This is a genomic window from Chitinibacter fontanus (assembly GCF_013423785.1).
GTDB classification, from domain to species: Bacteria; Pseudomonadota; Gammaproteobacteria; order Burkholderiales; family Chitinibacteraceae; genus Chitinibacter; species Chitinibacter fontanus.
Genome location: NZ_CP058952.1, coordinates 2,909,839 through 2,924,196, shown reverse-complemented (window position 1 = coordinate 2,924,196; position 14,358 = coordinate 2,909,839). Strand labels below are relative to the sequence as shown.

Sequence of the window (14,358 nt, the reverse complement as noted above, 5' to 3'; positions counted from 1 at the left end):
TTACTTCACTCCAAAGAAAATATTTTTCGCTTCCGGACTTAAACTTTTATAAAAATCATATGCAAATTCTTTCTGTATTCTGAATGAATTTTCATTATTTACATCGATTGTAGAAATGCGAAAAATCATACCATCCGGAATCATATCCTTGAAGCCATATTCAATCTGCTTCAATTTCTGTGCGAACTTATTCTCCACAATATCATTACCTACAGAAACCCAATAACTTAATGGTTCTTTTCTTTCACCCAGCTCGGTGACTAATTGGGTAACAGGAATATTGTGGCCATCCACTTTGAACTGTTCCGCCTGGCGTTTGACCACAGTAAAACCCTGAGCCGGATAACAGACTTCTGGACGATGCACATTGGCCGAATCTGATTGCTCCTTGCTATAAGCAATGGACAACATAACGACTTCACCGTGTGAATTTCTATATGTTTTAGATACTGTCTCGCTATAAATTTTATTTACGGTCGCTAATAACTCAGCCGGAACTTCAACGCTACTTCCATTTTTTTCTGCACGCCAGTCCCCAAAGTGTTCTGGGACAAGATCACCCAATTTGGTCTTTCTCGTTTCGTGCATATATTGTGTCGGTATTAAACACCAGGCACTTACAGCAGATAGAACCATAAGTAAAGTTAAAATCATCTGTAATTTTATTTTCATTTTCGAGCCTTCTTTTCTCGAAACATCAGACCAAGCACCTTATCAAGTGCGAACATACTTAGCAAAGCTATCGCAAACAAAGCAATACCCGCAAAATCATGAACAAAACCCTGCCCTGCCGCATCACCAAAATGATACGTAACTAAAATTAATGTCATTACTCGGATAATATTGGCAGCAAAGGCGATGGGGATAATCGCTAAAATCAATAAGGCATTGCGTAGCTTGCTACTGTGATCGGTGATATACACATACAAAGAACCCACTGCTAATAGGCTAAACATCGAATGCATGCCAGAGCATGCATCAGCCACGAGTAATTGATATTGCCCCACGGTAATCATTACGCCGCTACGCGCCACTGGATAGCCGACCGCATACAGCAATACTTCGGCAATGTGTGATACTTGCCCTTTTAATGCTCCAGTTAATGCATCCACTACTGAACCAGGTAGTGGTATCAAAAACAGCATAAATATAATCGCAAACCAAGCAATTGTAATCGCGCGCCAGCCTTTGCTAATCAGCAATAGCCCACACACTAATGGGATAAATGCCCCGATTTCAAACATCAAAATGGCTTGTGAGCGGCCAAGTACATAAAGTAATAGCGCCGGAATAATCAGCACATATGCAGCAGCTAGACTCGGCTTAGTTTCTAATTGAATGATTTGATCTTTCAGCTGCCAAAATAGCCAAATAACAATACCAAATATAATTGGGCCATGGGCTTGATCGTCACTTTGCCAAATGCCACTGGCTAATGTCATGATTGTTGGGATCGCCAAGGCCAACACACCGAACAAAATTAGTAGATTTTGCTGAAAAAAAACGGCCAAATTAAATTGGCCATTTTGATTAGCTAAATGCATATTCGCCATGGTTTATATATCCTGTGCGATAACGCAGCCTAAAATAGTTGAGTTTGCTGATTGCAATTGCTCTTTTGCTGTTTCTAACCCTTTAATCGGTGTTTGATTACGACTAGCAACCAGAATGCTACCTTTAACCCGTGATGCTACTAGTTGAGCGTCCACCGATAGCTGCAATGGCGATGTACTGTAAATGACTACGTCATACTCTTGTGCTAACTGCGCAACCGCATCACTAAATACATCGCGCGATAAAAGTTCTTGTGGATTTGGTGCTTTAGTACCCGCAGTCAAAATAGAAAGATCACGGAACTCACTAATTCGATGAACTGCATCAAGTTGGCTTCGGCCTGCCAGTACATCGCTAAGGCCTTTGCGGTTGTCTACTGCAAAATATTCATGCTGTTTTGGATTACGCAGATTGGCATCTACTAGCAATGTACGCTCGCCCAACTGCGAAAATACAACCGCCAGGTTGGCTGCTAACAGCTCTGATTGCTCATCAGCATCATACGATGTTAGTGCGACAGATTTATTGCCACCTTCGACCCAACGTAACAAGATCTGGCTGCGTAAACTGCGCAAAGCCTCCACTTGCGGATCAAATGGTGAGTATGCCGCCAAAAGCTTTTCACTAAAACGGCTTTGTCCTGATACTAGATATGGGTATTCAAACTGCTGCGCTAAAACATCCTGAATATCCTGTTCGGTGATCAAGCCGAGTTTAATCGCTGCTTCACCAAAACGCATACCTGTTTCTTTTTGTAGCAACAGTACTTTTTCAGCTTGGCTCGCACTGATCTTGCCACTATCGAGCAATTGCTGCCCTATATTGCCTTTTGCCATATGCCCCATTGGGTTTACATTTGCGTTCATGCTTTTGCTCCTGCAAAACGGCCAAATCTGCTGTTTTTGGTTGGTGGGGGTACAAGATCGGCGAGCACGCTTAAGCCAAGCATATTTTCAATATCCTCTTTTGAGCGCACACGGCGATCAATTAATTCGGCCAACATTGCAAAACCGACCGCCAACAAGCCGCCTACAAACACCGCTAAAACCATATTGAGCAATGTACGTGGACTGGAATGCTTGAGCGGGGCAACGGCTGATTTGATAATCGAGATATTGCTTTGGTCTGAGCGGCTTTCTAGCATGGTTTGACTAATACGCTGCAGAGCTTGATCGTAGCTACGCTGCGCATTATCGATGTTGCGTTGCAGTACATCGAGGGTTGAGCGTTCACTCTTGAGTTGCAATACTTTCTCTTTTTGGGCCTGGAGGGCAGCTTGTAATGAGGCTTGGCGTGAAGCCGAATTACCCGCCGCGCTGCTTAGGCCGCCGGCGTATTGGGACATCAATTCACCTAACTGTGCGCGAGTTGCGTTCAGCTCTGCCAATGCTTGTTGATTGTGTGGGTGATTAGGCCCATTCTTTTCAGACAATTCTTTGTATTTGGCTTCTTGAGTAGAAAGCTGCGCTTTGAGCTGCTGAATCAGTGGGTTATTAAGTACATCGGGGGCCACACTACCGCCACGGGCACGTGATTGAGCATCAAACGTTTGTGTCTGCGCGCCAACTAACTGGCTTGATAATTCATTCAGCCGCTGAGTTTCAATATCTAAGCGTTCATCGGAACCTACAATGCCTTTTTCTTGCTGATACTCTGATAATTTATTTTGTGCTTTTTCCAAATTAGCTTGCAAAGACTTTAGCTGCTCTTGGAAAAATGCGTTATTTTGTTGTGCCGCAGCAGCTTTAATTTCAACTGTGGTGCGAATATAAGCTTGGCTGAATGCATTGGCTAACGCAGCCGCAAAACCAGGATCTGTGGCAGTGTATTCCAAATTGATAACATTACTTTCGCGACTCGGTTTTACTTCTAGATTTTTAAGCAATGTTTCAGCAAACCAATTGCGAATATCGCCACGGCCTTGGGTTGCTTCTTGGAATTGTGCCTGTGCCTCAGGTAAACGCGTCAAGCCCAAAGTGTCGACCACTTTCAATGCCGCATTTTGGCTACTAATCATGTCAACCTGGGTTGCCATGAAGCTAGGTGCCATATAACCTGCAACAGGTTGTCCAGTGACAGGGTCGGCCGCCTTGATATCAATCGCAACTGTGGCTTCTGCGGTGTATTGCTTTGGTAAAATCAAGCTTACAACCAGCGTGGTCAGCAATACCGTTGCGAATACCGCAATGGCAATCCACTTTCTGGCTCGCAAAATATTTAGAAATTGTTCAAACGTCATGTTGGTTTCGCTCTAATTGATTAGCGCTCTACATTGACTCCCGCACCCGAGGTATAAGCTACAAACCCAACCCCAAAGGCACCTTTGTCAACATACCCATAGAAATATAAAAAATCTGGGCACAATAAATGCAGAGTTTAACTAATTGAACTCTGCATCAGTCTTTGGAAAGAAATTTTTAGAAAAAACTCTCTTCAACAAATATCGTATCGTTCTCACGAATTAGGTCGGTGAGCTTAGCTGGAACTTTTTCCAGTACCCCATCAGTGTTGACGCGGTGAATTTCCACACTGCGCTTCGATGCGCGTGGATTAAAGCCACCCGCCACTGCCAAGCCCTGCATCACAGTCATATTTGGCTCTAGCTTAAACGCACCAGGACGATTTACTTCACCATAAACATACATTTGCTTAGCGCGTGGTACGAAAACCGTATCACCGTTTTGAATCCGGATGATGCGTTTTTCTGGGTTTGAAAGTTGCGTTAATTTGCTAAGTAGATATTCGATCCGTTCCTCACCGCGCAGTACCACAACCGCATCGCCACCCGCACCACTGATGCCACCTGCTATAGCCAGCAGGTCAATCAAATCTGTGCTGCTGTCCAATGCATAGCGGCCCGGCTTATTCACTTCACCGAGAACGGCAACGCGTTGGCTTCGATATTGCACAATCAGCACATTAACGTTTGGCTTTTTGATAAATCCACCCGCGACCAGTTTTTTACTGATTAAGGCTTCTGCTTCGGTGTATCCAAGTCCGGCCAGTTTGACTTCACCAATGAGTGGGAAAGCCAAGCCACCTTCATTATTCAATTGCACTTCAGTGGTTAGATCGGGGTGATCGTAGACTTGGATTTTAACCACATCACCTGCGCCAAGAACGTATTCACCTTTTGGCGCAGCCAAACTGATGCCACTCAATAGCGCTAATGCACATAGCCACAAACAACCCATTAATTTGCGCATTATTTCAATCCTTTCAAACCAGCTTTCAAACTTTCATCTGTAGCAGACCCGGCCTGCGGAGCAGGCTTAGCTACAGCCACTTCCGAGGCAAAACGTTGCAAATACTCAACCTTGGCGGCCTCTCGTAGGGCTTTCATTTTGGCTTGCGCTTGTGTTTGAGCTTCATTGTTACTCAAATAACGCTTAATCAAAGGTTCCGCATCATGCGGTGAAATCGTTGCAGGCTGGGTAGCTTTTAGTTGCAGCAAAATCATTTTGTCGCCTTCTTGCAGCGCCATAATGTCACCGATATTCATCGCCGCAAATTTAGGCAGCATCGGCATAGGCAATTGTTCTGCGGTTCGCGCAGCATCACTAGTGCTGTATTTGATTTGCGCACCATCCAACGCCGACTTCACCAAGGCTGGTGTTGTGGCTGTATTTAAGGCATTTGCCAAAGCATCGTTGTAGGCAGATTTTTCAATCACAAAGGTGATAAATTCATAATTTTTACGCTCGGCAAATAATGCTGGGTTTTTGGCATAAAACTCATCAACTGCAGTTTTTGCAGGATCAGCAGGTTTGCCAATTACACGCTCTGCGGCAGCTTGTGCAAGAATTTGACGTTTGGCATTTTCAATGGCTTGCAAAACATTAGGCTCACGATCTAATTTCAGCTCAGCCGCTTTTTGCACTAGTAACTCTTGATCTACTAACTGATCTAATACTTGCTGTTTTTGCTCTGGCTGTGCATTTGGAATTTGGCCCAATACGAAATTGAGCTGATGCACGGTAATCTCACTATCATTGACCTTAGCCAACACTTGGCTGGGTGATTTTTTTTCTTCTTTGTCGCCACATGCTGTTAATGCAGACGCAATCAGAACCGAAAGGATCAGTGGTTTTAACTTCATTATTTCATCCTAATTAAAATGCATTCCGATCACGGAACATCATGGTTGCGGTTTTCCAAATAATTTTCAGGTCTAGCCACACGGTCCAGCTGCGTAGGTAATCCAGATCATACTCAACTCGACGCTGCATTTTTTCAAGCGTATCTGTTTCACCGCGGAAACCATTTACTTGCGCCCAGCCAGTAATTCCTGGACGGACCTTGTGCCGCATCATATAGCCGCGGATTAGCTTGCGATACTGTTCGTTGTGCGCATTAGCATGGGGTCGTGGCCCCACAATGCTCATCTTACCTTCGAGGACATTGATAAACTGCGGCAATTCATCCAATGAGGTCTTGCGAATAAAGCCACCAATTGGGGTTAGGCGCGCATCGTTGCGAGTTGCTTGGGTCACCTTATCGCCGTTTTCCATTACCGTCATTGAGCGAAATTTATATACCAAGACACTACGCCCATCTTCGCCATACCGCTTTTGTTTAAAAAATACCGGCCCTTTGGATGTTAATTTCACAGCAATCGCAACCGCCAGTAATATCGGCCAAATCAGCGCAAGTATGCACAGCGACAAAATAATATCGCTTGCGCGTTTGACTATGCCATTCATCCCAAGGAAGGGGCTTTCACAAATGGCAACTACCGGCATTCCGGCAACATTATCGAAGCGTGCATTAATCAAATCAAACACAAACAAATCGGGCACGAAGTAAATCGAAACGGTGCTGTCCTGCAATTCATTCAACAGCTCCACTACGCGTGGTTGAGCTGTCATTGGTAACGAGATATAGATCTGCTGAATATTGTTGTTTTTTACAAATTCAGCGACATCCTTTAAATTTCCTAGCAGCTTCTCTTGCCCCAGCTCAGGCAAGCGATCGGTCGTTCGATCATCAAAAAACCCGACAAAATCAAGCTTTAAGAACGGATGCATTCGCATATTCTGCGCTAATACTCGCCCGGGTTGATTGGCGCCGATAATAACCACTTTCTTTGCATCTGACCGAACATCTCCATCAGGGCGCAAAACCAGCCAGCGAAACAATGCATGGGTAAGCAGTAAAATTACTGGAGATGCTGCAAACCAGGTCAGAATGAACGGCGGATAGAAATAATCTGCAAAGCCAGACAAGCGCCCAAGTAACACTAGCGTTACAACGACGCAACCCCACTCTAGCGCAAAGCGCCCCACACCCAATAATGGCCGGGAATAACCTGGCACAAACAAAAAAACGCCATCCAGCATTAATGCAGTAAGCAAAAAGGCAAATGCCGCCAGCAATAACTCATGCCCATCTGCTGCAATTTCAAATGGTATGGTTAGTACGTAAAGCGTAGCGACAACCAAGATTGGGTCAAGAAACAACTTGAAAAAGCTCACCAATGGCGCTGCATTGGCAAATTCACGGAAACGATCACCAAGCAGGCTTGGTCTGTCCGCATAAGGCTCAAACCCAACTTCTGGGTCAACCCTAGTCAAGTTGATGTGATCATCTTGATGCAATTGTTAGGCCTTTTTTTTCTTACTAAAGAATAATCCAGCAAGACCCAGCGTCATTAGCGCATAGGTTTCTGGCTCGGGCACTGGAGGTGTAACCGGCGTAACCGGCGTAACTGGCTTAGGTGGCAATGGTAGAGTTACTTCTCCACTTGGCGGCAGCGCAAAAGCTTGAGCACTAGGAACACCACCTGCGGAGCCTGGCGATGGCTGAAAACTTCTTGAGCTACCAATTGGGCCTGATACGGGACTACCGCCCAAACCTTGAGTTACATTGGTAATTAATGCATCTACCTTAGAAACCCCGTTATCTTGCTCACCAGCACGCACAAAAATCACTGGCTCATCAAGCACGACTGGAGCCACTTCAAGCGCGGCATTTGATACCGCGGCCATGCTGAATAATGCAGAAGCGATTAGCAATTTCATCATCTGTATCCTTTAAAAATCGTAGCGGCCCGAGAGGCCAAACTGTGTGTCTTTATAATCTGCTTTGCCAATTTGATCATTGCGCTGCTCATACTTCGCAAATGGTTTAAGCGATAAATTACGCATGGCCTCAAATACCAAACTCAGACTAACGCTGTCGTACAACTCATCACGCAAAAGCAAACCTAAGGTCGTTTTCGTTTCACGTTGCCTATAACGGTATTCGGTATCCCAACGTACTTTATCGCTCATAGCCCAATTAGCTCCGATAAACGCGGTCCTATCCAAATCACGACCTGCTCCACTATTAAACTGATCGAAATTTTGGCCAATCCCGGCGCTCAATCGTGTTTTACCAGTAGCTTGCCACGTTACTGTTAAATCACCCTGTGGTGTGCTAGAGCTTTTTTGCCCACCAAAATTTGGCTTCCAACGGCTATAACCACCACTAGCCTGAACTTGCAGCTGTTGCGTCACTGGCCATAGGAATGCTAGCGATAAAGACTGCTCTTTATAACCACGAAGATCAGCCGGAATAATGCCGATATTCTTCAAATAATCATAATCTTGCCACTGATGTCGCAAAGTGATGCTGCTACCTTTGTCTGTCACATAGCGCAAACCCAGCCCATACGTCAGGCTACGTGCATCTTCAAATTGCCGCTCATCGTGATCTTCTCGCCTATACGCTGTATCGGCCACCAACAGCCAGTTTTTGCTAAGCAGCCAATTACCGCTCCAGCTCACGCCTTCTTGGCGCACCATATCAATCACATCTGGGCTGACTTCATCAAATGAGCTCATGCTCGAACTAGTGTTGGCGCTTAAATTGCCAAAAAACTGACTACCCGCCTGCCAATCCCAGCCTAGCCCCGCAGTCCATGCGGTGTGATTGAGCTCATCAAACTTGAAATATTGCTGACGACTCACATTTCCAAGTGCATAAAACGTTTGGCGCGACACAGGCACATCTATTCTGCCGCCGATTGCAGCTAATAGATTTGAATCTGCCTGCGTGCCATGACGCTTTGTTACTGTATTGTTTGCATTCTCTGCCAGCCGAAAAACATTATCGTCGTAACGATAAGCAAGCTCGGCATTGAGCTTGAGCGTGTCTTCCGCATCATAAGCACCCTGAACCACTGGCGCCAAAGTCAGCAACAGCAGACACAACCTTTTTAATTGCATTCAAAAACCCTAATATTGTTTTCGCAAGACTTACACGGCAAAACTTTACCATCTTTCAGCGGAAACGAGAATATCCTTTTTTACGCCATCGGCATTCTACCACTGCCTCAATTAAAATGTTGCTACAACAAAAAAGCAGCATATTCACAAATACTTATATATGGTTACTCCCATTTAATTGGCTCTGCCTCAATACTGACACCAAACTTTTGATTTATTTCGTCTTTTATTTTATTTTCCAGCCGTATGACATCATCTTGGATAGCGCCGCCATGATTAACCATCACCAGCGCTTGTCGCGCAAACATACCGACCACCCCTAACTCTCGGCCTTTCCACCCCGCCTGTTCAATCAACCAGCCCGCAGCAAGCTTGGTCGATTGCGCATCGACAGAGTACATAACCACTTCGGGATATTGCCGCTTAAGTGTTACAGCTTGTGTAGTCGGAATAATTGGATTTTTAAAATAGCTACCTGCATTACCAATTTCTGCCGGATCTGGCAATTTACGCTGCCGCACAGTAATCACAGCTTGAGCGACATTACTAGGCGTCTTTTCAAGCCCCAACTCAAGGAGCGCTTGCTCAATATCCCCGTAACTGGTTTTAACTTGATGATTCTTTGACAGGCGGAAAACCACCGAAATAATGCACCACACGCCTGCTTCTTCTTGCTTGAAAACACTATCGCGATATGAAAAACGGCAATCATGGTGAGCAAAAGTGTGTAATTCACCGGTCTTCAAATTAATGGCTTGCAGCTCATGAAATACATCTTTAATTTCGACGCCGTAGGCGCCGATATTTTGCACTGGCGATGCACCGACAGTACCAGGAATAAGGGAAAGATTCTCCAAACCACCCCAGCCCTGGCCCAAAGTCCATTGCACAAACTTATGCCAGTTTTCACCAGCACCCGCTCGCACGTACCAGGCCTTGTCATCTTCAGCAACCAGGTCTTTGCCCCGCAAGCTCACTTGCAATACAAGCCCATGCACTAAATCCGGTAATACCACATTGGAGCCACCACCCAGTATCCACCATGGCATCGTTCGTAATTGTGGATTGGCAATGCATTCTCGCAATTGTTCGAGCGATTCAATTACCACAAAGTACTCGGCCGCAGCAGTTAGGCCAAAAGTATTTAATTTAGTGAGAGAGTAATTGGTATGAATTTGGAGCATGGCGTCACACATTCAGACAAAAACGCCATTATCCCTTAGCAAGGAATTACTGGGGAGGAAAATATACTTCCGATACGTATTACTGCATAAATAAGGCTGTACTTTGATTAGATAAACATACCCCTAGGGACGATTACCCAAATGCCATCGGGCACAATACCATTTTGTCTCTTCCGGCCCAACCTCAACCAAGACGCTCCCAAATTTAGACAGCCAGCGTGGATAGGGGCCAGCTAGCGGGACGAAGTTAAACCCCATTCTTGATTCGATATTCTTTTTCACATCAGCCAGTGGCTTTTTGATTAACGCCCCCACCATCAATGCCCCAGAGCTGGGCACATTTACAAAAACCTCATCAGCAGGATTACCTGCCAATTCGGTTTTTTGCGCGTTAAACCATTCTGCTTCACCCCAAGTGCGGACAGGCTGCTGCAAATGCTGGCGAAAGTAGTTGCGCCAAAAATCAGTCGACCACTCGCTGCGGCAGGCCAAAGCGTTCTCAACTTTATCACCAAAATGGCTTGGCACTGCTGCCTGCGTGCAAGTCATAAAAAAAGCCACCGCAAAGCCGAGGAACAGCAGGATCTGTTTTCGACTCATTGGTGGCTCCTTACTCGTTGGCTTATTGCCAATGATGAACAATTAACCGCTATTACGCAAACCTGCAGCAACACCATTAATTGTCAGATGCACAGCATGACGCAGCTCTTCACTGTCATCACCGGCACGAATGCGTTTTAGTAGCTCAACTTGCAAATGATTGAGCGGGTCAAGATATGGCAAACGATTATCAAGGCTCCGCGCAAGCATTGGATTATCGCCTAGCAACTCTTCATGCCCAGTGATCGCCAATACAGCATCAACCGAACGCTGCCATTCATCTTTAATGCGGCCAAAAATGCGTTTTGCTACATCTTGGTCTTGTACCAACTCAGAATACCGCGCGGCAATTGCGATATCCGACTTCGCCAACACCATTTCCATATTCGAGATAGTGGTTTGGAAGAATGGCCACGTTGCATACAGATCCTGCAATGTTTTCAAGCCCTCTTCACCAGCTTCCGCCAAGTATTCACTAATTGCATTACCGAAACCATACCAACCGGGCAGCATCAGACGACATTGCGACCATGAAAACACCCAAGGAATCGCGCGCAGATCCGAAATACTGCTGGTATTGCGACGTGCAGATGGACGTGAACCGATATTCAGGTTTGGAATTTCCTTGATTGGTGTTGCTTCAAGGAAATAGGTAATAAAGTCTGGGGTTGCATACACCAAATCACGGTAGAAGCGATAAGCTGCATTCGATAGACGTTCCATCAAAGCGCGGCGGGCAGTCGGGTCTACCGCATATGGCAGCGGGAAACTTGCATCGAGCGTTGCGGCAACCAAAATCTCGAGATTGCGACGTCCCACTTCACGATCCGCATACTTGGCAGTGATCACTTCACCCTGCTCGGTAATGCGAATCTGACCATTTACGGAGCCAGCTGGTTGAGCCAAGATCGCATCATAAGCTGGACCACCACCGCGTCCCACCGTGCCTCCGCGGCCATGGAATAAGCGAAGTTTAACGCCAGCTTGTTTAAACACATCAACTAAGGTCAATTCAGCTTTATACAACTCCCAATTCGAAGTGAGGTAGCCACCGTCTTTATTGGAATCTGAATAGCCCAGCATTACTTCTTGCACATCACCGCGGCAGGTGAGCAATTGACGCCATTGCGGAATCGCAAACAAGGCCGTCATGATCTCACCGCTGGAACGCAAATCGCCCGTAGTTTCAAACAACGGAATAATGTTCACTTTGCTGCGCACGGTAGGTGCCAGAGACACCAAACCAACGTCGTTCAGCAATACAGCGACTTCCAACATATCGGAAACCGATGCACAGTTGGAAATAATATAGTTCGGTAATACGGCTTCGCCGTAGCGCGCTTGGATTTCTGCCGCTGCTTTCAGAATATCCAGCTCTTGCTGTACATCGGGGCTGTACGACACATCATGCGGACAAATCAGTGGACGTGGACTTGCCAACTCACGCAGCAACACCACACGGCGACTGTTTTCGTCCAGCGCCATATACTCTTCCAAACCTGCACGATTAAACAATTCGCTAATCATTTTTTCATGCAGACCGGCAAACTGGCGCATATCGATAGGCGCGAGATAAAAGCCAAATACCGACACAGCACGCTGCAAGCGACGCAGGCGACCACCAGCCAGCTTGGCTGCGCCATGCGCTTTCAGCGAGCGGGCGATAATGGCCAAATCAGCAGCCAATTGATCTGCATTTTCATAAGGCAGCGCGTGCGCCACATCATGCAACTGGTGGTGGAATGTACCAATCTGGATGGCTGTAGCAAAAATACGTGAAGCAATTGCAGTGACGGCCAAGCGATATGGCTCTTCGGTCTTACGCACGACATCGTCGGTAGCGGTCGCCGCCAAGGCCGACAAATCTTGGTCAACTTGCACCAAGCGAGTCGACATCGACAACTCGCTCTCTAACTTCAAACATTGCTGATAGTAATAGTCAAGCGCCACACCTGCTTGGCGAGATACGGCATAGCGCATTACGTCGGCAGTCACAAACGGATTGCCATCGCGATCACCACCGATCCAGCTACCTACCTGAATGAAATTAGGCAGAGTCACTTGCTCGCCAGTCATTTCAGTCAAGCGATCTTCGATATCCTGATAAAGCCGCGGAATTTCGTGCAAGAAAGTGTTACGGAAATACGTTGCACCATTTTCGATTTCGTCTTGAACAGTGAGTTTTACCGTGCGCACTTCGCGGGTTTGCCACAATGTGAGCATTACGCGCTCCATTGCCTCTTGATTGGCGGCGATTTCTTCCGGCGTCATCTGACTGCGATCACGTTGAGTCAGCAAATCGGCCAAAGCACGATGGCACTCAAGAATGGTTTTGCGCTTCACTTCGGTTGGGTGTGCGGTCATCACCGGTGCAATCAGCGTATCAGCTAACATTGCAAGGATTTCAGATGGCTTTACACTGCGATCGGTCAAGGTTTCAAGCACTGCAGAAATACTGCCACGTTGCGCTTTTGAGCCCGCGATTTTATGCGCACGGCGGCGGCGATTGTGGTGCAAATCCTCTGCTATATTGGACAGATGTGAAAAATAGCTAAACGCACGAACCAAAGCCATCGTCGTTGGCATATCTAGGGTAGATAATGAACGCGCCAGAGCTTTACCAGCATCAGGGTCATGAGCCTGCACATAGCGAACAGCAAGCTCACGAATTGATTCGATTTGCTCTGCGGTGGCCGAACCGGCCTGTTCGCGGATGGTGTCAGACAACAAGGCGGCGAGCAGATCCAAATCACGCTTGAGCGGTAGATCCTTTTCAGCAATAGGTTCGATCACAGACATGGCAATCCAATTTCGGCAAATTCAAGACAAAAAAATTTTGCGTATTCTAACAAAAACTCACGATCTCTGCCGCTGATTCATGCATAAACTTTTCTTGGAAATTTGATATGGCAATATATCCATTTTATTTGTGTAATGTTTTTGCCGAAAAGTCAGCCTCAGGTGATCCTTTAGTAATTTTCGATTTAGCCGATTGGCCAGATGAGCAAGTTTTGCAGACCTTGGCTTATCAAATCAATGGAAGCGAAGTCGTATTTCTGCATCGTTCCACTTCAGAAGTGCGGTTTTATCATCCGCAATTCAGCCTCCCCTTTTCAGGCAAAGGGCTTTTGGGCGCAGCAGCTCTTTTAGCCCAGCAGCAAACCGAAAATACCAAAATTCCACTGCATTGCTCCGCAGGAAACTTCGAATTAAGCAGACAGGGCGAATACCTAACGCTCAACACACCGGCGGGTAGGACCCGCCCCCCATCGCGTGGCCAAGTCGAACTGGCCTTTGCACTAGGTATTGAAAGCCATGAAGTACTTCCCCCTATCCAATTTGTAGATACCGGGCTTGAACAACTGATGGTTCAAGTGCGATCGCGACAAACCGTCCTGCAAGCCAAACCCCATCCCGCGCTTCTATCTGAGTATGCTGAAAGCCCGAAACAAATAGCACAAGCCGTAGTTTGGCAGCGTGAAGGTGACTTGATCACACTGCGCTGTTTTGCTGCAGACCATTTTTCGGTATATGAAGACTTTGCGGCAGGGGGAGCAGCGCTGAATATTGCTACCGCATATTTAGCAGCGGGCGGCCGATTACCATTAAATGTCAAGTTTGAACAAGGTCATACAATTGAGCGTTTAATCAGTCGCTTATCCCATTTGTATCTTCATATTGACTCTAAATTGGATCTTCACCTTAAAGGTAAAGTGCTGCTAATTGGCTCAGGTGAATTAAAAATATAAGACAATACTAATATTTAATTGTATCGTCTTAAAATCTTAAAGAAACATGAAGCAATTTGTACC

General features: G+C 46.2%; 13 protein-coding genes. 1 reads left to right on the top strand and 12 read right to left on the bottom strand.

Annotated elements, in window-relative coordinates; genetic code table 11:
- From epsI to ppc, 12 genes are all read right to left on the bottom strand, one after another.
- On the bottom strand, window positions 1-672 hold the full coding sequence (gene epsI, locus HZU75_RS13995) for an exosortase-associated protein EpsI, B-type (protein ID WP_180306626.1): 672 nt from the start codon (window positions 670-672) through the stop codon (window positions 1-3).
- Window positions 669-1,553 carry an exosortase B gene (xrtB, locus tag HZU75_RS13990; RefSeq protein WP_228028076.1) on the bottom strand — a complete coding sequence of 295 codons (885 nt, stop codon included), beginning with the start codon at window positions 1,551-1,553 and terminating at the stop codon, window positions 669-671. Before xrtB ends, epsI begins: the two co-directional genes overlap by 4 nt.
- A 3-nt stretch (window positions 1,554-1,556) precedes the next feature.
- Window positions 1,557-2,420, bottom strand: coding sequence for a chain length determinant protein tyrosine kinase EpsG (gene epsG, locus HZU75_RS13985; protein WP_180306625.1), 864 nt, complete (start codon window positions 2,418-2,420; stop codon window positions 1,557-1,559).
- Entirely contained in the window at window positions 2,417-3,793 is a 1,377-nt protein-coding gene (gene epsF, locus HZU75_RS13980; RefSeq protein ID WP_180306624.1) for a chain length determinant protein EpsF, read from the bottom strand. Before epsF ends, epsG begins: the two co-directional genes overlap by 4 nt.
- A 178-nt stretch (window positions 3,794-3,971) precedes the next feature.
- Window positions 3,972-4,760 (bottom strand): SLBB domain-containing protein, encoded by a 789-nt coding sequence (locus HZU75_RS13975; protein ID WP_180306623.1) that lies wholly within the window; start codon window positions 4,758-4,760, stop codon window positions 3,972-3,974.
- Complete coding sequence (locus HZU75_RS13970; RefSeq protein WP_180306622.1) at window positions 4,760-5,653, bottom strand: EpsD family peptidyl-prolyl cis-trans isomerase; 894 nt, start codon at window positions 5,651-5,653, stop codon at window positions 4,760-4,762. The genes HZU75_RS13975 and HZU75_RS13970 overlap by 1 nt, the downstream gene beginning before the upstream one ends.
- 13 nt (window positions 5,654-5,666) lie before the next feature.
- Window positions 5,667-7,151 carry an undecaprenyl-phosphate glucose phosphotransferase gene (locus tag HZU75_RS13965; RefSeq protein WP_228028075.1) on the bottom strand — a complete coding sequence of 495 codons (1,485 nt, stop codon included), beginning with the start codon at window positions 7,149-7,151 and terminating at the stop codon, window positions 5,667-5,669.
- Between the two features lie 3 nt (window positions 7,152-7,154).
- Window positions 7,155-7,577, bottom strand: a complete 423-nt coding sequence (locus tag HZU75_RS13960; protein ID WP_180306621.1) for a PEP-CTERM sorting domain-containing protein — start codon at window positions 7,575-7,577, stop codon at window positions 7,155-7,157.
- Between the two features lie 9 nt (window positions 7,578-7,586).
- On the bottom strand, window positions 7,587-8,762 hold the full coding sequence (locus HZU75_RS13955) for an outer membrane beta-barrel protein (protein WP_180306620.1): 1,176 nt from the start codon (window positions 8,760-8,762) through the stop codon (window positions 7,587-7,589).
- 164 nt (window positions 8,763-8,926) lie between these two features.
- Complete coding sequence (gene murB, locus HZU75_RS13950; RefSeq protein ID WP_228028074.1) at window positions 8,927-9,946, bottom strand: UDP-N-acetylmuramate dehydrogenase; 1,020 nt, start codon at window positions 9,944-9,946, stop codon at window positions 8,927-8,929.
- Window positions 9,947-10,069: 123 nt separating this feature from the next.
- Complete coding sequence (locus HZU75_RS13945) at window positions 10,070-10,546, bottom strand: hypothetical protein (RefSeq protein WP_180306618.1); 477 nt, start codon at window positions 10,544-10,546, stop codon at window positions 10,070-10,072.
- 42 nt (window positions 10,547-10,588) lie between these two features.
- Window positions 10,589-13,345, bottom strand: coding sequence for a phosphoenolpyruvate carboxylase (gene ppc / locus HZU75_RS13940; protein ID WP_180306617.1), 2,757 nt, complete (start codon window positions 13,343-13,345; stop codon window positions 10,589-10,591).
- Window positions 13,346-13,452: 107 nt separating this feature from the next.
- On the opposite strand from ppc, the gene HZU75_RS13935 reads away from it, so the two are divergent.
- Window positions 13,453-14,295, top strand: a complete 843-nt coding sequence (locus tag HZU75_RS13935) for a PhzF family phenazine biosynthesis protein (RefSeq protein WP_180306616.1) — start codon at window positions 13,453-13,455, stop codon at window positions 14,293-14,295.
- Window positions 14,296-14,358: the final 63 nt, after the last annotated feature.

Excerpts from the sequence above, each read along its gene's own strand:
- ppc (WP_180306617.1), bottom strand. The coding sequence starts at position 13,345 with ATGTCTGTGATCGAACCTATTGCTGAAAAGGATCTACCGCTCAAGCGT.
- HZU75_RS13975 (WP_180306623.1), bottom strand. The coding sequence starts at position 4,760 with ATGCGCAAATTAATGGGTTGTTTGTGGCTATGTGCATTAGCGCTATTG.
- HZU75_RS13955 (WP_180306620.1), bottom strand. The coding sequence starts at position 8,762 with ATGCAATTAAAAAGGTTGTGTCTGCTGTTGCTGACTTTGGCGCCAGTG.
- epsI (WP_180306626.1), bottom strand. The coding sequence starts at position 672 with ATGAAAATAAAATTACAGATGATTTTAACTTTACTTATGGTTCTATCT.
- epsF (WP_180306624.1), bottom strand. The coding sequence starts at position 3,793 with ATGACGTTTGAACAATTTCTAAATATTTTGCGAGCCAGAAAGTGGATT.
- epsG (WP_180306625.1), bottom strand. The coding sequence starts at position 2,420 with ATGAACGCAAATGTAAACCCAATGGGGCATATGGCAAAAGGCAATATA.
- xrtB (WP_228028076.1), bottom strand. The coding sequence starts at position 1,553 with ATGGCGAATATGCATTTAGCTAATCAAAATGGCCAATTTAATTTGGCC.
- HZU75_RS13970 (WP_180306622.1), bottom strand. The coding sequence starts at position 5,653 with ATGAAGTTAAAACCACTGATCCTTTCGGTTCTGATTGCGTCTGCATTA.
- HZU75_RS13960 (WP_180306621.1), bottom strand. The coding sequence starts at position 7,577 with ATGATGAAATTGCTAATCGCTTCTGCATTATTCAGCATGGCCGCGGTA.
- HZU75_RS13935 (WP_180306616.1), top strand. The coding sequence starts at position 13,453 with ATGGCAATATATCCATTTTATTTGTGTAATGTTTTTGCCGAAAAGTCA.
- murB (WP_228028074.1), bottom strand. The coding sequence starts at position 9,946 with ATGCTCCAAATTCATACCAATTACTCTCTCACTAAATTAAATACTTTT.
- HZU75_RS13945 (WP_180306618.1), bottom strand. The coding sequence starts at position 10,546 with ATGAGTCGAAAACAGATCCTGCTGTTCCTCGGCTTTGCGGTGGCTTTT.